General features: G+C 63.3%; 15 protein-coding genes and 1 pseudogene. 12 read left to right on the forward strand and 4 right to left on the reverse strand.

The window, feature by feature from the left end; genetic code table 11:
• Positions 1-38 precede the first annotated feature (38 nt).
• The 10 genes and pseudogenes from K3551_RS12460 to K3551_RS20035 all read left to right on the forward strand — a co-directional run.
• Positions 39-3,797, forward strand: coding sequence for a nitrate reductase subunit alpha (locus K3551_RS12460; RefSeq protein WP_259913622.1), 3,759 nt, complete (start codon positions 39-41; stop codon positions 3,795-3,797).
• Positions 3,794-5,320, forward strand: a complete 1,527-nt coding sequence (narH, locus tag K3551_RS12465) for a nitrate reductase subunit beta (RefSeq protein WP_127562662.1) — start codon at positions 3,794-3,796, stop codon at positions 5,318-5,320. The genes K3551_RS12460 and narH overlap by 4 nt, the downstream gene beginning before the upstream one ends.
• A gap of 2 nt (positions 5,321-5,322) precedes the next feature.
• Positions 5,323-6,024 carry a nitrate reductase molybdenum cofactor assembly chaperone gene (gene narJ / locus K3551_RS12470; protein WP_127562696.1) on the forward strand — a complete coding sequence of 234 codons (702 nt, stop codon included), beginning with the start codon at positions 5,323-5,325 and terminating at the stop codon, positions 6,022-6,024.
• Between the two features lies 1 nt (position 6,025).
• Complete coding sequence (gene narI / locus K3551_RS12475; protein WP_127562661.1) at positions 6,026-6,811, forward strand: respiratory nitrate reductase subunit gamma; 786 nt, start codon at positions 6,026-6,028, stop codon at positions 6,809-6,811.
• Positions 6,812-6,816: 5 nt separating this feature from the next.
• The gene (locus K3551_RS12480; protein ID WP_127562695.1) at positions 6,817-7,611 is read left to right on the forward strand and encodes a peptidylprolyl isomerase; all 795 of its coding nucleotides are present in this window, start codon (positions 6,817-6,819) and stop codon (positions 7,609-7,611) included.
• A gap of 20 nt (positions 7,612-7,631) precedes the next feature.
• Positions 7,632-8,201 (forward strand): hemerythrin domain-containing protein, encoded by a 570-nt coding sequence (locus tag K3551_RS12485; protein WP_127562660.1) that lies wholly within the window; start codon positions 7,632-7,634, stop codon positions 8,199-8,201.
• Positions 8,191-8,823, forward strand: coding sequence for a carbonic anhydrase (locus K3551_RS12490; RefSeq protein ID WP_259913629.1), 633 nt, complete (start codon positions 8,191-8,193; stop codon positions 8,821-8,823). The genes K3551_RS12485 and K3551_RS12490 overlap by 11 nt, the downstream gene beginning before the upstream one ends.
• The gene (glp, locus tag K3551_RS12495) at positions 8,820-10,097 is read left to right on the forward strand and encodes a gephyrin-like molybdotransferase Glp (RefSeq protein WP_259913636.1); all 1,278 of its coding nucleotides are present in this window, start codon (positions 8,820-8,822) and stop codon (positions 10,095-10,097) included. The genes K3551_RS12490 and glp overlap by 4 nt, the downstream gene beginning before the upstream one ends.
• A gap of 11 nt (positions 10,098-10,108) precedes the next feature.
• Positions 10,109-10,630, forward strand: a complete 522-nt coding sequence (locus K3551_RS12500; RefSeq protein WP_127562657.1) for a DUF2478 domain-containing protein — start codon at positions 10,109-10,111, stop codon at positions 10,628-10,630.
• Between the two features lie 97 nt (positions 10,631-10,727).
• A pseudogene (locus tag K3551_RS20035) lies at positions 10,728-10,859 on the forward strand (IS3 family transposase); the annotation flags it as partial.
• Positions 10,860-11,089: 230 nt separating this feature from the next.
• On the opposite strand, the gene K3551_RS12505 reads toward K3551_RS20035, so the two are convergent.
• The gene (locus K3551_RS12505; protein WP_259913639.1) at positions 11,090-12,448 is read right to left on the reverse strand and encodes a site-specific integrase; all 1,359 of its coding nucleotides are present in this window, start codon (positions 12,446-12,448) and stop codon (positions 11,090-11,092) included.
• Positions 12,449-12,683: 235 nt separating this feature from the next.
• Positions 12,684-13,808 carry an aminotransferase class I/II-fold pyridoxal phosphate-dependent enzyme gene (locus tag K3551_RS12510; protein ID WP_259913640.1) on the reverse strand — a complete coding sequence of 375 codons (1,125 nt, stop codon included), beginning with the start codon at positions 13,806-13,808 and terminating at the stop codon, positions 12,684-12,686.
• A gap of 116 nt (positions 13,809-13,924) precedes the next feature.
• Here K3551_RS12510 and xylB point away from each other — a divergent pair, with 116 nt between their 5' ends.
• Both xylB and K3551_RS12520 read left to right on the forward strand, forming a co-directional pair.
• Entirely contained in the window at positions 13,925-15,379 is a 1,455-nt protein-coding gene (gene xylB, locus K3551_RS12515) for a xylulokinase (RefSeq protein ID WP_259913642.1), read from the forward strand.
• A 164-nt stretch (positions 15,380-15,543) separates the two neighbouring features.
• The gene (locus K3551_RS12520; protein WP_259913645.1) at positions 15,544-16,305 is read left to right on the forward strand and encodes a LuxR family transcriptional regulator; all 762 of its coding nucleotides are present in this window, start codon (positions 15,544-15,546) and stop codon (positions 16,303-16,305) included.
• 314 nt (positions 16,306-16,619) lie between these two features.
• On the opposite strand, the gene tsf is transcribed toward K3551_RS12520, so the two are convergent.
• Positions 16,620-17,495, reverse strand: a complete 876-nt coding sequence (tsf, locus tag K3551_RS12525) for a translation elongation factor Ts (protein WP_259913648.1) — start codon at positions 17,493-17,495, stop codon at positions 16,620-16,622.
• A 75-nt stretch (positions 17,496-17,570) separates the two neighbouring features.
• Positions 17,571-18,368 (reverse strand): 30S ribosomal protein S2, encoded by a 798-nt coding sequence (gene rpsB / locus K3551_RS12530; RefSeq protein WP_259913650.1) that lies wholly within the window; start codon positions 18,366-18,368, stop codon positions 17,571-17,573.
• Positions 18,369-18,374 lie beyond the last annotated feature (6 nt).

An 18,374-nucleotide genomic window follows, 5' to 3' on the forward strand; every position in this document is an offset into this window, starting at 1 on the left:
TTCGCCGCCCGCACCCAGACACCCGAAAGGACAGCCCAATGAGCCATCTGCTCGACAAACTGAACTTCTTCCAGAGCAAGGAACTGGAGCAATTCTCGGACGGTTGGGGTCAGACCACCCGCGAGAACCGCGACTGGGAGGACACCTACCGGAACCGCTGGCGGCACGACAAGATCGTCCGCTCGACCCACGGGGTGAACTGCACCGGGTCGTGTTCGTGGAAGATCTACGTCAAGTCCGGGATCGTCACCTGGGAAACCCAGCAGACCGACTATCCGCGCACGCGCGCTGGCCTGCCCAACCACGAACCGCGCGGCTGCGCGCGGGGAGCGTCCTACAGCTGGTATCTCTATTCCGCCAACCGCGTGAAGAATCCGTTGATCCGGGGCGCCCTGATGCGCGCCTGGCGCAAGATGCGCGAGACCATGACGCCGGTGGCCGCCTGGACCGCGATCCAGAACGATCCCGCCCTGCGCAACGCGATCAACAAGACCCGCGGCAAGGGCGGCTTCGTGCGGGCAAGCTGGGACGAAGCGACCGAGATCATCGCCGCTGCCAACGCCTACACGGCCAAGACCTACGGGCCCGACCGTGTCTTCGGTTTCTCGCCGATCCCGGCCATGTCGATGGTCAGCTATGCCGCGGGCTCGCGCTATCTGTCCCTTCTGGGCGGCACCTGCATGTCGTTCTACGACTGGTATTGCGACCTGCCGCCGGCCTCGCCGCAGACCTGGGGCGAGCAGACAGATGTGCCGGAATCGGCCGACTGGTACAATGCCGGGTTCCTGATGCTCTGGGGCTCGAACGTGCCGCAGACCCGCACGCCCGACGCCCATTTCTACACCGAGGTGCGCTATCGCGGCACCAAGTCCGCCGTGGTCAGCCCCGACTATTCCGAGGCCGCCAAGTTCGGCGACATCTGGCTGAATCCGCAGGCCGGCACCGACGCGGCGCTGGCGATGGCCATGGGCCATGTGATCCTGCGCGAATTCCACCTCGACCGGCAGGCCGCGTATTTCGAGGACTACGCCCGCAAGTACACGGACATGCCGATGCTGGTGCGGCTGGATGAAAAGGACGGGCACCTCGTGCCGGGCCGCATGCTGCGCGCCGACGATTTCGACGGCAATCTGGGCGAGTCGAACAATCCAGACTGGAAGACCGTCGCCTATGACGAGGCGTCGGGCCAGATCGTGGCGCCTAACGGGTCCATCGGGTTCCGCTGGGGCGAAGAGGGCAAGTGGAATCTCGAAGAGCAGGCGAAAGGGGCAGAGGCCAAGCTGCGCCTGAGCCAGATTCTCGATGGCGACCACGACGAGGTCGTGGGCGTCGATTTCCCCTATTTCGGGGGCGCCGCAACGGGCGATTTCGTCAAGTGCGACCACCCCGAAGTGCTGACCCGGAATATTCCGGCGCGCCGCGTGAAACTGGCCGACGGCAACGAGGTTCTAGTTACCACCGTGTTCGACCTGTTCTGCGCCAATTACGGTCTCGACCGAGGCCTTGGCGGTGACTGGGTGTCCAAGGACTTCAACGACGACAGCCCCTACACCCCGGCCTGGGCCGAAAAGATCACCGGCGTGGCTGCCGAGAAGATTATCGCGGTCGCGCGGGAATTCGCGGGCAACGCCGAAAAGACCCATGGCAAGTCCATGGTCATCCTCGGGGCCGGTCTGAACCACTGGTACCACATGGACATGAACTATCGCGGCATCATCAACATGCTGGTGATGTGCGGCTGCATCGGCCAGGAGGGCGGCGGCTGGTCGCATTACGTGGGGCAGGAAAAGCTGCGCCCGCAGACCGGCTGGCAGCCGCTGGCCTTCGCGCTGGACTGGAACCGTCCGCCGCGGCACATGAACTCGACATCCTGCTGGTATGCCCATACCGACCAGTGGCGCTACGAGACCCTCCGGGCGGGCGAAATCCTGTCGCCCACGGCGCCCGAGGGCGATTGGGACATTTCCCTGATAGACTACAACATCCGGGCCGAGCGCATGGGCTGGCTGCCGTCCGCCCCGCAGTTGAAAACCAACCCGCTGGAGGTCTCGAAAGCTGCCAAGAAGGTGGGCAAGGAGATCAAGGACTACGTCGCCGAACAGCTGAAATCCGGCGATCTGGAAATGTCCTGCCAGGATCCGGACGCGCCGGAAAACTGGCCGCGCAACCTGTTCGTCTGGCGGTCGAACCTGCTCGGGTCTTCGGGCAAAGGACACGAGTATTTCCTCAAGCACCTGCTCGGTACCGATCACGGCGTGATGGGCAAGGACCTGGGCGAGGAAGGCGGCGTGATGCCGAAGGAGGCCGTCTGGCATGACGAGGCGCCGAAGGGCAAGCTCGACCTGCTGGTCTGCATCGACTTCCGCATGTCCACGACGGCGGTCTATTCCGACATCGTCCTGCCGACCGCCAGCTGGTACGAAAAGGACGACCTTAACACCTCAGACATGCACCCGTTCATCCACCCGCTTCAGGCGGCGGTGGACCCGGCCTACGAGTCGAAGTCGGACTGGGAGATCTTCAAGTCGATCGCCCGCAAGTTCTCGGAAGTGGCACCCGAGGTTCTGGGTGTCGAAACCGATATCGTCCAGCTTCCGCTGCTGCACGACACCCCCGGCGAACTGGCGCAGGCCCATGTGAAGGACTGGAAGAAGGGCGAATGTGACCTGATCCCGGGCAAGACCGCGCCGAACTATATCGCGGTCGAGCGGGATTATCCCAACCTCTACAAGAAGTTCACCTCGGTCGGTCCGCTGCTGGAGAAACTCGGAAACGGCGGCAAGGGGATCACATGGGACACCAAGGTCGAGGTCGGCCATCTGCGCGACCTCAATGGCGTGGTGCAGGACGAGGGTGTCTCGAAGGGGCACGCGAAACTCGAAACGGCTATCGACGCGGCCGAGATGATCCTGATGCTGGCGCCCGAGACCAACGGCGAAGTGGCCGTGAAGGCGTGGGAGGAGTTGGAAAAACCCACCGGTCGCCACCATGCCCACCTGGCCGAGGGCGCGCACCATACCAAGATCCGCTTCCGCGATATCGCGGCGCAACCGCGCAAGATTATCTCGTCGCCCACCTGGTCGGGGATCGAGAGCGAGGAGGTCTGCTACAACGCGGGATACACCAACGTCCACGAGTTGATCCCGTGGCGCACCCTGACGGGCCGCCAGCAGCTTTATCAGGATCATGAATGGATGCGCGCCTTCGGCGAGGGTTTCGTCAGCTACCGTCCGCCGGTCGACCTCAAGACCATCACCGCGGCCGTCAACAACGACGCGGCCGAGGGCAGCCCGCATGTGGTGCTGAACTTCATCACGCCGCACCAGAAATGGGGCATCCATTCCACCTATACCGACAACCTGCTGATGCTGACGCTGAACAGGGGCGGACCGGTGGTCTGGATGTCCGAAGTGGACGCGCAGAAGGCCGGGCTGGTCGATAACGACTGGGTCGAGGCCTACAACACCAACGGCGCGCTGACCGCGCGGGTGGTGGTGTCCCAGCGGATCAAGCAGGGCACGCTGTTCATGTATCACGCTCAGGAAAAGATCGTGAACACCCCCGGCTCGGAAAAGACCGGCAATCGCGGCGGCATCCACAACTCGGTGACCCGCGCAACGCTGAAACCCACGCACATGATCGGCGGCTATGCGCAGCTGTCCTACGGCTTCAACTACTACGGCACCGTGGGCAGCAACCGCGACGAGTTCGTGATCGTGCGGAAAATGAAGAAGATCGACTGGCTCGACAAACCCACAAGCCGGTCCGCAACCCAGAACGTGGAGGCAGCGGAATGAGAGTTCGTGCGCAAATCGGCAAGGTCCTGAACCTCGACAAATGCATCGGGTGTCACACCTGCTCGGTTACCTGCAAGAATGTGTGGACGACGCGCGAAGGCGTTGAGTACGCGTGGTTCAACAACGTCGAGACCAAGCCCGGCACCGGCTATCCGACCGACTGGGAAAACCAGAAGCGATGGAACGGCGGCTGGGCACGCTCGGCCAGCGGCAAGCTGCATCCCAAGCAGGGATCGAAGTGGCGGATCCTGGCGAACATCTTCGCCAACCCGTCGATGCCCGAGATCGACGACTACTATGAGCCGTTCGATTTCGACTACGACCACCTGAAATCGGCGCCCGACATGAACGCCTTTCCCACCGCACGCCCCCGATCGAAGATCACCGGCGAGCGGATGGAGAAGATCGAGAAGGGTCCGAACTGGGAGGAAATCCTCGGCGGTGAGTTTTCGAAGCGGTCGGCCGACTACAACTTCGAGAACGTGCAGAAGGAGATCTATGGAGAGTACGAAAATACCTTCATGATGTACCTGCCGCGGCTCTGCGAGCATTGCCTCAACCCTACCTGCTCGGCCTCCTGCCCCTCGGGTGCCATCTACAAGCGCGAGGAGGACGGCATCGTCCTGATCGACCAGGAGAAATGTCGCGGCTGGCGGATGTGCATCTCGGGCTGCCCCTACAAGAAGGTCTATTACAACTGGGATACCGGCAAATCCGAGAAATGCACCTTCTGCTATCCGCGGATTGAGTCCGGCCAGCCGACGGTTTGCTCGGAAACCTGCGTCGGCCGTATCCGCTATCTGGGCGTGATCCTTTATGACGCCGACAAGATCGAGGCGGCGGCCAGCGCCGAACGCGAGACCGATCTCTACGGCGCGCAACTGGATGTGTTTCTCGATCCGAACGACCCCGAGGTGATCGCCGCCGCCCGCCGCGACGGTGTGCCCGAGGACTGGATCGAGGCCGCAAAGGTCAGCCCGGTCTGGAAGATGGCGATGGACTGGAAGGTCGCCTTCCCGCTGCACCCCGAATACCGGACGCTGCCGATGGTCTGGTACATCCCGCCGCTCAGCCCGATCCAGAACGCCGCTCAGGCCGGACAGATCGCGATGAGCGACCAGATGCCCGACGTGCGGTCTCTGCGCATCCCCGTCAAATACCTCGCCAACATGCTGACGGCGGGGGACGAGGAGCCCATCGTGCACGCCCTCGAACGCATGTCCGCGATGCGGCTCTATATGCGGGCGCTCAGCGTGGATGGCGTGCGGGACGAGGCGATCGCCGCCCGTGTCGGTATGTCGGGCCGGGTGATCGAGGACATGTACAAGATCATGGCCATCGCCGATTACGAGGACCGCTTCGCGATCCCCACGGCGCACCGCGAGCAAAACGAGCATGGCGCCGACATCCGCGGCGGCTGCGGCTTTACCGATGGCAACGGCTGTTCCACCGGCGAGGCCGGCAAGACCACCTTGTTCGGCGGCAAGAAAAAGAAATTCGCCCTTCCGCAGGAGACCTTCTGATGATGGACCGCACACTCAAGGCCCTGTCGCTGATCCTGAGCTATCCCTCGCGGGAGCTTCAGGAGGCCATGCCCGAAATCGGGGGCGTCATCGCAGCCGATCCCCGCATCGCCGCCGACACACGGGCTGCGCTGCGCAGGTTGGCCGATGGCTTCGCAAAGGCCGACCTCTACGACCTGCAGGAAAGCTATGTGATGCTCTTTGACCGGTCGCGGACGCTGTCGCTCAATCTCTTCGAGCATGTTCATGGCGAAAGCCGTGACCGGGGCGGCGCGATGGTAAGCCTGATCGAGACCTACCGGGAGGGCGGGTTCGAGCCCGCCACCTCGGAACTGCCGGACCACCTGCCGGTGCTGCTGGAATTCCTGTCGACGCGTCCCTTCGCAGAAGTGCAGGAAACTCTGGCGGACGCGGCGCATATCCTTGATGCTCTCGCGGTCCGGCTTGTCCGGCGCGACAGCGGATATGCCGCCGCGTTCGCCGCTCTTTCCCAGCTCGCCGACACGCAGGCCGACGCCGAAGCGGTGGCCGACATGCTGGCCCAGCCGGATGATGACCCGACCGACCTCGCGGCGCTTGATGCCGTCTGGGAGGAAACCGAGGTAACATTCGGCCCCGATCCAAACGCCGGTTGTCCGCAAGTCCGCGACATGCTCGCGGCGATGGACAAACCCGCACCGAAACCCCTGAACAGGAGCGCATGATATGTTTGGCGACTTCGACATCAACTTCGTCATCTTCGGGGTCATGCCCTATGTCGCGCTGACGATCTTCCTCGTGGGGTCGATCGTGCGCTATGAACGGGACCCCTTCACCTGGAAAAGTTCCTCGAGCCAGCTTTTGCGCCGCAAGCAGCTGATCTGGGGCTCGATCCTGTTTCACGTCGGTATCCTGACCGTGTTCTTTGGTCACCTCGTCGGCCTGTTTACGCCGGTCTGGGTTCTGGATGCGATCGGCATTCCCTATGCGCTCAAGCAGTGGATGGCGGTCATCATCGGCGGCCCGGCGGGCATCGCGGCCCTCATCGGATCGACCATGCTGATCCATCGCCGCCTGAGCGACCCACGCATTCGCGTCACCTCCACTACGCCGGACATCCTCATCATGGTGCTGATCTGGCTGCAGCTGGCCATCGGCCTTCTGACGATCACCCAGACGCTTCAGCACATGGACGGGTCGGAAATGGTCCGCTTCATGACCTGGTCGCAGAGCGTGGTCAGCTGGAACATCAACGCCTGGGTCACGGTGGTTGACGTGCACTGGCTCTACAAGCTGCACATCTTCCTCGGCCTGATCATCACGGCGCTGTTTCCCTTCACGCGGCTGGTGCACATCTGGTCGGGCTTTGCCGCTCCGTTCCGCTACCTGCTGACGCGGCCCGGCTACCAGATCGTGCGCTCGCGTCGGCATCGCCCGCTCGAAGACCGCCGCCGCGCCTATGACAAGGTGCAAGCCAAGCGCGGTCCCACCTCCACGACGCCAGCGGAGTGAGCCAGATGAACGTGGCCCTGTTTCCCGATGTCGTCGTGAACAATGAGACCATCCCCTCGGCGGCAATCGCCGCCGAGGCCCAGAACCACACTGGCCCGAAGGACAAGCCGGGCATCGCCTGGCGCAAGGCGGCGCAGGCGCTGGCCATCCGCGCACTGCTGTTGCAAGAGGCGAAGCGCCGGGGGTTGACGCCCGACCCGCTGGAACTGGCGCCAAGCCGCTTCGAGACCGAAGACGAAGCCCTGATCCGTGCCCTTCTGGATGAAGCGCTGGAAATCGAGCCGATTGCCGAGGACGCGGTCCGTGCGGAATGGCAAAAGGACCCCGACCGTTACCGATCCGCGCCGCTCTGGGATGTCTCGCATATCCTGTGTGCCTGCGATCCGCGCGACGACGCCGAACGCGCCATGGCCGAGGCGCGGGCCCTTGCCCTGCTGGCGCGGCTTGATGGCGACGCCAAAGGGTTCGCCGCCGCTGCCCGTGAAAGCGACTGCGGCTCCAAGGCTTCGGCTGGGCATCTGGGCCAGCTTGGCCCGGGCGACACCGTGCCCGAGTTCGAAGCGGCGTTGCGCACCCTGGCCGAGGGCGGCATCAGCCCCACACCCGTTCTCTCTCGGCACGGCTGGCACATCATCCGCCTGAACGCCACAGCACCAGGTCAGGTTCTGCCCTATGAGACCGTCCGCCCCAGAATCGCGCAGGCGCTGGAAAAGGCGGCCTGGGCGCGGGCATCACGGGACTTCGTCGAATCTCTGGCCCAAGGCGCACAGATCACCGGCGCAAGCCTTGCGCCGATCTGAACCACGCGAAAGGACGTGTCATGCAACCGTCAGAGCCATTGCTGCGTGGGAGCGGTGATAAACCGACAAGCCCGAGCCTGCTTGCAAATCCTCTGGATTTCATCAGTGAAGACCACCTGCGCGAACGTCAGATTTGCGCAGTGATCGACAGGCTGGCATCGGCGGACGCTCTCGATCGCCAGGCAGCGACAACGGTGCTGCGCTTTCTGAACGAGGAATTGAACGTCCACCTGCGCGACGAGATGGAAGATCTGTTCCCGCTTCTTGCCCGGCGCTGCACGGAGGAGGATGCGATCGAGGGTGCGATCGACCGGATTAGGGCTGATCAGGATGAGGCGATGCGTCTGTTGCCTGACGTGCGTGCGATGCTGGCTGGTTGCCTCGACAGGGGGGCCGATCTGACCGCCAAGGAGCGCGCCGTGTTGTCCAGGTTTGCGGGGCACGTGCGCCGCCACCTCGTTGCCGAAAACGCGATCCTCCTGCCGATTGCCCGCGCCCGGCTGACTCGGGCCGATCTGCAGACCCTGTCGAAACACATGCGAACGCGGCGCGGGCTGCCAGATTCCCCGGAGACGACCGATGCTGAATGATCTTCTGGCGCGCAACGTGGCTTGGTCGCAACAACGTCACGCCGAGGAACCCGACTATTTCACCCGCCTTGCCGCGCTTCAGGCGCCCGAGTTCTTCTGGATCGGCTGTTCGGACAGTCGGGTTCCGGCCAACGTGGTCGCGGGGCTCGATCCGGGCGAGGTCTTCGTCCATCGCAACGTCGCCAACATCGTTCATTCCTCGGACATGAACCTGCTCTCGGCGCTGGAGTTCGCGGTCGATGCGTTGCATGTGCGCGAGATCATCGTTTGCGGCCACTATGGCTGCGGCGGGGTCAAGGCCGCGACCGAGGATCTGCCCCATGGTCTGGCCGATCACTGGCTCGAGCCGATTCGGCGTCTGGCTCGCGCTTACGCGGTCGATCTGGGGCGCGAACCCGATCTCGAAAGACAACGTGACCGACTGGCCGAACTGAACGTCGTCGAAGGGGTTCGGCGTGTCTGCGAAACGCCGATCCTTCAGAGGGCATGGCGTCGCGGAGCCGATGTCCGCGTGCACGGCCTGATCTACGGGCTCAAGGACGGGCGCCTGCGAGATCTCGATTGCAGCATTGGGCCCGGGCACTTCCAGGCTGCCCAATCCACACAGGAGGCAGCACAATGACCATCCATCAAGCCATCGCGTCACCGGGCTGCGGCTGTGACAGTCAGGACATGCTTCACGCGCTGATCAGCATCGACGAGGCGCTTACCCGGATTGCGGCGCACACTGCACCGGTCGGTCGGACCGAGGCCGTGTCGCTCGACCGCGCCTTTGGCCGCATTCTCGCCCAGCCGGTCCGGTCCCGATCCATGGCACCGGCTTTCGATAATGCGGCGATGGATGGCTATGCGATCGCGACATCGGCCCTGACTGGCCCCGGACCCTGGGTGCTGCCGGTCGTTGCGCGCGTGCCTGCCGGACAGGCGGTGACGACACCGGTTGCCGGAGCCGTGGCGGCCCGGATCTTCACGGGCGCGCCAATCCCAAGTGGCGCGGACGCTGTCGTGATGCAGGAGGATGTACAGCGTGACGGGGACGTCATTCATCTGTCGCGCCGACCTGAACCGGGTTTGAACATTCGCCGTGCGGGCAGTGACATGGCCAGCGGCGCAACCGTCCTCGACAAGGGGCAGAGGCTCGGCCCGAGGGAGATCGCCGCCTGCGCTGCCGCCGGCGCGGGCATCCTGCGCGTTCGGCGCAGGATGCGCGTGGCACTGCTGGTCACCGGTGACGAGGTTCGGCGCGCCGGAAGCGCCCGCGAGGCCGCCCAGATCTGGGACGTCAACACGCCGATGCTGACGGCAAGCCTTGCCTGTGCGGGCGTTGAAATCGTGGCCTCTGCCCATGGTGCTGACAGTCTTGCAGGTCTTGTCCGTCAATTGGGCGACATGGCGTCGCAGGCCGATCTGGTCATCACCACGGGCGGTATCTCGGTGGGCGAGGAAGACCATGTGAAGCCGGCCGTCATGGCATTGGGCGGCGAAACTCTGTTCAGCGGCGTCGCGATCAAACCCGGCAAGCCGGTGTCGGTCGGGCGCATCGGCAAGGCGCACTGGCTTGGATTGCCTGGCAACCCGGTATCGGCCTTCGTCACATGGCAGGTCTTCGGACTGGCGCTGATCCGTGCCCTGAGCGGCGAGGGACACATCCCAACCCGGCGCCATGTCGTGACCGCAAGCCCAATCCGCCGCAAGCCCGGGCGCTGCGAACTCCGACCTGCCACGCTGGCCGGTTTCGATGCCCATGGTCGCGAAATCGTCTGTTTCGAGGATGCCACACATTCGGCCCGTGTCGGGCTGCTCTCACGAGCAGACGGGCTGATGCTTCTGCCCGCCGATGCCGAATGTCTGCCAGCCGGTGTGCTGGTCGAATTCCAGCCGTTCTGCCAATCCTGAGGAGTCCAGATATGAAACTTGCCTACACGATGGCGCCGGGCCGCGGCGATACCGACCTGGTTCTTGAACGGCTGGCAACCGACCTCGCGGCTCGCGGTCTCAGATGTTGCGGCACTGTCCAGATCAACAGCGAGCGCTGTGATGCCGGCCCCTGCGACATGGACGTGCGAGTGTTGCCCGATGGTGCCATTCTGCGCATCAGTCAGGACCTCGGCCCGCAGGCGCGGGGGTGTCGCCTCGACCCAACCGCGCTGGAAACGGCGGTCGGGTTGGTCGCGGCCGATCTCTCATCCGGGGCGGACCTCCTGATCGTCAACAAGTTCGGCAAACACGAGGCCGAGGGACGAGGGTTCCGCAACGTGATCGCCGAGGCGATCGCGATGGACGTTCCCGTTCTGGTTGGTCTCAATGCGCTCAACCGACCGGCTTTCGAGACCTTCGCGGAAGGGCTGGCAATCCAGCTGCCGCCCGAACCCGAAGCACTGATGGCGTGGGTAGATGAGGTGACCGCGCCGGCCCACGAACTGGTCTGATTTTGGCTGATCGTCGGGATCTTTTATTCGTCTTTCTGAGGTGAAAAGGCCCCCGTCTACACCGGACAATCAGGCATAACCATGGAGGTTTAGGCATATGCCCAAGCACGTGCTTATGTCTGACTATGAGATCATCACTGATGGCGGCCGTCGGCGCCGCTGGAAGGCTCCGGAGAAGCTGCTGATCGTCGAGGAAACCTTGGAGGATTGGGCCGAAGCGGCCGCGATTTAAAGCGGTTGAGCAGGTTGCATGTACGGATCGTGTGCACAGGATGTCTCGACTTCTCGTTTTGTCGTCGCCAAGCTTGAAACAGCACGGTTGGCCCCATTACACGACGTGGCGGCCGCTTCTACGCCACAAGCCGCGGGACCACGCTCTCGACCAAGCGCAGAAATCGTGAGTTGCAAGCCCCCGCAACCAACGGGGGTTGCGCTGTGTTCGGTTTCCTTTGCGCAGTATCAACGACCCGAGTCACGATACTCTAGCAGCCTTGGCTTTGGCGCCGGCCTCGACTCGATCAGCATGTACTCGATCGCGGACCGTCGTGACTCTCGATCAAGCGTGTAGGTGTTTCGTCTGAACTCGACACCTTCCAGCAAGGCTTTCAGATACCCTGCGACCGTATCCGCCGCCATGATCAGCGTCGAATCGAGCGTGTGCACGTAACGGCTTGTGACGGAACCTTTTGCGTGGCCGATCAGGGCAGCGATCGTGATCTCGGTGAAGCCGAGGTCATTGGCGATGCTGGCAAAGCTGTGTCGCAGGACATGCGGGGTCACATCCCAAAGCGGCGTGTCGGTCAGGAGCTTCTTCCAGCTTTGAGGGAAGTTGCCCACGGCATTGTCGATGCCCTGCCCGGGAAAGACGTAGGTGCCCGTTCGCATTGATCGCTTGCTTTCCAGGTACTCGATCACCGGAAGCCCGATCGGACGCACAGATGCGCCTTCCTTGCTGTCGATCAGGCGCAGGCAACTCCCTTCGATGTCGACCTCGCTCCATCTGAGATTGATGATCTCGCCGCGTCGGCAGCCGGTTGCGGCGAGGATCCAGAGGATCTCGGCATGTAGGCGATAGTGGTCGCTCTTCTGCGCCTGTCGCAGAAGGCCGCCCAGGATCCGGTATTCCGCCTCGCTCAGCCGACGATCCCGCACCTGGTACTTCGGCTTGCGCAAGCCGTGGGTCGGGTTGTGGTCGATCACACCGGCTTCCACCGCGTAGGAGAATATCCCGCCAAGAAGTCCCATCGTCCGAATGGCCGTTCCGCGCCCCCCGCGGACGATAGCCTTGCCGCGCAGCTTCTCGGTTTTCATCACGACGCGGGTCTTGCCCGCAATGATGTCCTTCATGAGGTTGTTCATGTCCGGCTTGGTGATGTCGCGGACGCGGCGGGTGCCGAGCAGGGGGATGATGTGCCGACGGATGCGGCCCACATCGATCTCGATCGTTGAGGCTCTCTTGGGGCGGCCACCTTTGCCCATGATCAGGCCGGCCTCCATATCCTCGATGTACTGCTCGCAGAGCTGCTTGACCGTCAGCGCCCTCCGGTCCTCCTCGCGTTCCTCGGCCGGATCGTTGCCTCGGGCGACGTTCCCGAGCAGGGCCTTCGCCTCCCGCCGCGCCATCTCGGGCGTCCAGATTCCGTGCCGGCCGATCGTATAGCGGCGGCATCGTCCCCGCGCGCGGTACTGGACGATGTAGCTGCGCTTGCCGGAGGGGTAGACGCGGAGTCCGAAGCCGGTCACCTCGTCATCCCAGACCGCCGTACCTTTGGGTCCCGGCTTGACCGCTTCGACAAATCGCTTCGTGAGCTTCGGCATGCTCAAGACCCTCGTTTTTGCGTCCGGATTCACGCAAGCACCACGCAACCACGCGGCCGGAAACCAAGGCGTATACTCGGATAGAGTTTTCGGCGCGGCGCTTGGCCGTGTCTATAATTTTTCAATGATTATAGTGCTCTAGCGGGCTCTATCGTGCGTTTAGGAAAGCCCATTAGACCCGCTCCGAAGGCAGAGGTCTCAGGTTCGAATCCTGATGGGTGCGCCACTTCCTCGATCATCCGCGTTTCGTCGCCAGAAAGTCCGAGATAAGGGGCAACCCTTCGATCAGGTCTTCGGTCCGGTTGGCAAAGCCTATGCGCAACGTCCCTTCGGCCCCCATGACCGCCCCAGGTGTCAGCAGCACGCCGGTGTCGGCCAGAAGGTCGCGGCACAGCGTCTCTGACCCGATTTCCAGATCATAGGACAGCAGGGCCGTGGTCCCGGCCTTGGGCGCGACCCAGGTGATCCCGGGCTCCGCCGCGACCCAGTCGGCCAGTATCGCAAGGTTCCGGCGCGTGATGTCGCGGCTGCGTGTCAGAACGCGGTCAGCGTGTTCCAGCGCCAGTGTTGCAAAGTGGTCGTCCAGCATCCCGACCGATATCGTCGAATAGTCGCGGTGGTGAGACACCGCCTCCAACACGTCGGGCGGGGCGGTGATCCAGCCCAGGCGCAGGCCCGCCAGCGAAAACGCCTTGGACATGCCCGCGGTGGCCACCGCGCGCGGTGACAGGTCGGCGACCGACGGGCTGTGCCCATCGCCCAGCTGCGCCGTGCCGCGATAGACCTCATCGGCCAACACGGTCGCACCCACTTCGTCGGCCATCGATATGATCGCTTCCTGCATGTCGTGTGGCATGAGGCTGCCGGTCGGGTTGTTTGGATTGGTAAAGGCCAGCACGCGGGTGTCATCGCGCAATAGCGCGCGCAAGGCGTCAAGATCGGGCAGATAGCCGTCCTCGGGCCGCAGGGTCAGCCGGTCGACGCGGGCCCCCAGGCTTTCGGGGATGGACACGTGTTGCTGATAGGTCGGCACCAGGCTGACCACGTGATCGCCCGCGCCCACCAAGGCGCGCCAGGCCAGGTCGTTTGCCCCGATGGTCCCGTGACAGACAATCACCGACTCCGGGTCGCGATCGGCATAGAGCGCGGCAATCGCCCGGCGCAGACGCTCCGACCCCTCGATGGCGCCGTAGCTGAGCGGCACCTGCATCAGGTCGGCCAGCGGGGCATCGTTGCGCCCGGTCAACGTCAGCAATTCCTCCAACGTCATGGCGGCGACGCAGGTTTCGGCCAGGTTCAGGCGACAACGCGTTTCATACGCGTTCATCCAGATTTCAACGCCGAAGGGCTCGATATGCATGAGGTCGGTCCTTTTATTTTGGCGCGCGAATAAATTGGTGGATTCGCGTGCGGAATTAGCTTTAGCGTTGTAGCGGGGCGAAGGAAGAGGCGCTCTGTGTGCACAGGGAGGAATGCATGTATCTGGGGCTCGATCTGGGAACCTCTGGCCTGAAGGCCATTCTGGTGGACGAAACGCAACGCGTCGTCGCCACGGCAGAGCAGGGGTATCCCAACCCGCATCCGCACACTGGCTGGTCCGAACAGGACCCAGATGACTGGATCCGCGCCTGCGAGGCGGTTCTGGACAGCATTGCCGCAGAGGCACCCCAAGACTTGGCCGACCTGCGCGGTATCGGTCTGTCGGGGCACATGCACGGGGCCACGCTGATCGGGGCCGATGATACGGTGTTGCGGCCTTGCATGCTGTGGAACGATACCCGCGCCGCACAGGAGGCAGCCTGGATGGATGCCCAACCGGGCGTGCGCGCGGCGACGGGCAACATCGTGTTTCCCGGCTTTACGGCACCGAAACTCCTCTGGCTGGAAAATCATGAACCGGAGGTGTTCGAGAAAGTTGCCAAGGTCCTGCTTCCCAAGGACTATCTGCGCCTTTGGCTGACCGGCGGGCATATGGGTGACATGTCCGACAGCGCGGGCACCGCCTGGCTGGACGTGGGCGCGCGTGATTGGTCCGATGGGGTGCTGGCCACCGGCCACATGCGCCGGGACCAGATGCCCGACCTGTGCGAGGGGGCCGAAGCCAGTGGCGACCTGCGCGACAGCCTGCGGCAGCGTTGGGGCATCCGCGCGCCGGTGGTGGTCGCAGGTGGGGCTGGCGACAACGCGGCGGCGGCTTGTGGGGCAGGGTGCTTTGCCGAGGGGCAGGGCTTCGTTTCGTTGGGAACCTCGGGCGTTTTGCTGTCCGCCAAGGACAGCTTTGCCCCGGATCCGGCGACGGCGGTGCACACATTCTGCCACGCGGTGCCAGGTCGCTGGTATCAGATGGGCGTGATCCTTGCCGCAACGGATTGTCTGAACTGGTTATCGCGGATCACGGGTCAGGGTGCGGCGGATCTGGCCGCCACCTTGCCGGACCGGGCCGAGGGGCCTGGGTCACTTTTGTTCCTGCCATATCTGTCGGGTGAACGGACGCCGCACAATGACGCGGGCGTGCGGGGGGCGTTTCTGGGACTGGACGTCGCCCATGGCCCCGCCGAGATGACCCAGGCCGTCGTCGAAGGCGTGGGATTTGCCCTGCGCGATTGTCTGGAGGCGCTGCGCGGAACCGGAACCGAACTGACGTCGATCCTGGCGACCGGTGGTGGTGCACGTTCCCGGCATTGGCTGGAGGTTCTGGCGACCCTGCTGGGACAACCGCTGGCATTGCCAGCGGGAGGAGAATTCGGCGCGGCACTGGGGGCTGCTCGCCTGGGGATGACCGCGGCGGGTGCCGCTACGTCCGAAGTCATGACGCCACCGGTGATTGCGGAAACCGTCGATCCGCGCGCCGATCTGGCCGAGGCCTATGACAGAGCCTGGCGGCGATATCGTACGGCGTACCCGGCGGTTCGGGCGGCGACGACGCCATAGCGCCAAGGGGAATAGCGTTGGTTGGCTGGCAGACGGCCAGCCACGATATGCTGTCTATAAGTGGTATAATCTTAGTTATGTAATAAAAGGACGGCTCGACAGACGGCCTTGGCGCATCTACTCCTTTGTTATTGAGCTAAGATATCTCACTAACGCTGGAACGCATGACATTGACAGATGTCCCGACCTATCTGCTGACCATCACAAGGATGACCAGCCTCGAAGATCTCTGGGCCTCTCACGAGGCGCGCATGGCCAGCTATGGATTTGATCGTGTGTTCTATGCAGCGACCAGGTTCCGGACGGATCGTGGTATGGGCGATATGAAGGATGCGTTGATCCTGACCAACTATCCGCCCGAGTTCACTGGACCTTACCTGGATGGCGGCCTGTTTCGTGACGCGCCCATGGTTCGCTGGGCCATGGTGAACACAGGCACCCGAAGCTGGCGCGAGATTGCCGAGGATTATCGCGCCGATCGGCTGACGCCTGGTGAACGACGTGTTTGCGAATTCAATGCCTTGCACGGTGTTGTGGCTGGATACGGTATCAGCTTTCCACGAACCTCCGCGCGCAGCGGCCATGGGATCGGCCTGGCCTCGACAAACCTGGATCAGGACGCGATTGATGCGATCTGGACAGAGCATGGCGCAGAGATCGAGCTGATCAACAACGTCACCCATCTGGCGCTTATGTCCCTGCCCTATGGCGCTCACGGACATAGGTTGACGGCCCGGCAGCGCGAAGTCCTGGAATTGGTCGCGGATGGAAAGACGGTGCAGGACGTGGCGACCGTCCTGGGACGAAACCCGGCCACGGTCGAGAAACACCTGCGCCTCGCACGCGAGGCACTGGACGTGGAAACGACGGCTCAGGCGATTCTGAAAGCCAGCGTTCAGAACCAGTTCCATCGGTACACGGCCTGAACCGACTGCTGGATTATTCCGAAAGGTAAGGAAAACCTCACTAGCCTGACCCAGGGTCAGGTGTCAGGTTATCCGTGTCTTGTGAGTGATGGCAATTGCGCCATGGACTAGATGGGGCCCAGGGATGACCGGCGCATTTGCGGCCCCTAGGTCCACAGTCGATGAGGTTCGGCACTGCGCGGTGTCTCGGGGAATTTGCCCCGGGACCCGGGCGATCAAGACCCACCCTCTCTCATCCCCAGAGCGGGCTTGAACGTAAAGCGGCACCGTGGGCCTGCCACGGTGCCGCTCTTTTCTTCAACGCTGCGGGCGATTTAGCCTTTGACGGCTTTCGCAACTTCGGCGGCAAAGTCTTCCTTGACCACTTCGATACCTTCGCCAACTTCCAGGCGAACGAACCCGGTGATTTCGACGCCGGCTTCTTCGGCGGCCTTCGCAACCGTCAGATCGGGGTTGATAACGAACGCCTGGTTCAGAAGCGTCACTTCGGACATGTACTTCTTCATGCGGCCTTCGATCATCTTTTCGATCACGGCTTCGGGCTTGCCCGATTCACGTGCGATGTCGATCTGGACCTGACGCTCTTTCTCGACGACAGCCGCGTCGAGGTCATCCTCGGACAGCGATGCCGGGTTCACAGCGGCGACATGCATCGCAACCTGCTTGCCGAAGGCTTCGTTGTCGCCGGTCAAAGCAACCAGAACGCCGATCTTGCCCATGCCGGGCGCGGTGGCGTTGTGAACGTAAGTCACGACAGAGGTTCCCGACAGCTTGGCCATGCGACGCAGGGACATGTTCTCGCCGATGGTGGCGATCTTGTCGGTGATGATGGCCGCAACGGATTTGCCGCCGATTTCGGCGTCAGCCAGACCGCCAAGGTCCGGAACGTTCAGAGCGGTCTGCGCGATGCTCGCGACCATGCCCTGGAACTCCGCGTTCTTGCCGACGAAATCGGTCTCGGAGTTCACCTCGACTGCAACCGCGGTGTTACCTTCAACGGCGACGGCCACCAGGCCCTCGGCGGCGGTGCGGCCCGACTTCTTGGCGGCCTTTGCCAGGCCTTTGGTGCGCAGCCAGTCGATGGCGGCTTCCATGTCGCCGTCGTTCTCGGTCAGCGCCTTCTTGGCGTCCATCATGCCTGCGCCGGTGGTGCCGCGCAGTTCTTTCACCATGCTCGCGGTGATCGCCATGATCTCTCTCCTTCGAATGGGAATGTCGGGCGCAGCTAAATTAACTGCGCCCTGTAACCGGTTGATGACGCGGGCTTACGCCTCTGCGACGGTCTCTTCTGCGGGCAGCTCGACGGCTTCGCCCGGATCGACGTCTTCCTCGACGCCGTCTTCCATGGCGCCGATGTCGACACCGGCCGCACCCAGCTGTGCGGTCATGCCGTCCAGCGCCGCACGGGACACCAGATCACAATACAGCGCGATGGCGCGGGCCGCATCGTCGTTGCCGGGGATGACGTAGTCGACACCCTCGGGCGAGCAGTTGGTGTCCACGACAGCCACAACCGGGATACCCAGCTTCTTGGCTTCGGCGATGGCCAGGTCTTCCTTGTTGACGTCGATGACGAACAACAGATCGGGCAGGCCGCCCATTTCGCGGATGCCGCCCAGCGAAGCCTGCAGCTTCTGCTGGTCGCGCTCCATGCCCAGACGCTCTTTCTTGGTCAGACCTTCGAAGCCCTGCTCCATCGCCTCGTCGATCGTCTTCAGACGCTGGATCGAGTTGGAAACCGTCTTCCAGTTGGTGAGCGTGCCGCCCAGCCAACGGTGGTTCATGTAGTACTGCGCGCAACGCTCGGCGGCATCGGCCACCGGCTTTTGAGCCTGACGCTTGGTGCCGACGAACAGAACGCGGCCACCCTTGGCGACGGTGTCGCGAACAGCTTGCAGCGCCTGGTCCAGCAGCGGGACGGTCTGCGTCAGATCCATGATGTGGATCCCGTTCTTGGCACCGTAGATGTACGGGCCCATACGGGGGTTCCAACGCTGGGTCTGGTGACCAAAGTGAACGCCGGCCTCAAGCAGCTGACGCAGGGAGAAATCAGGCAGAGCCATGTCTCG

This window comes from Jannaschia sp. M317 (genome assembly GCF_025141175.1).
Lineage (GTDB): Bacteria > Pseudomonadota > Alphaproteobacteria > Rhodobacterales > Rhodobacteraceae > Jannaschia.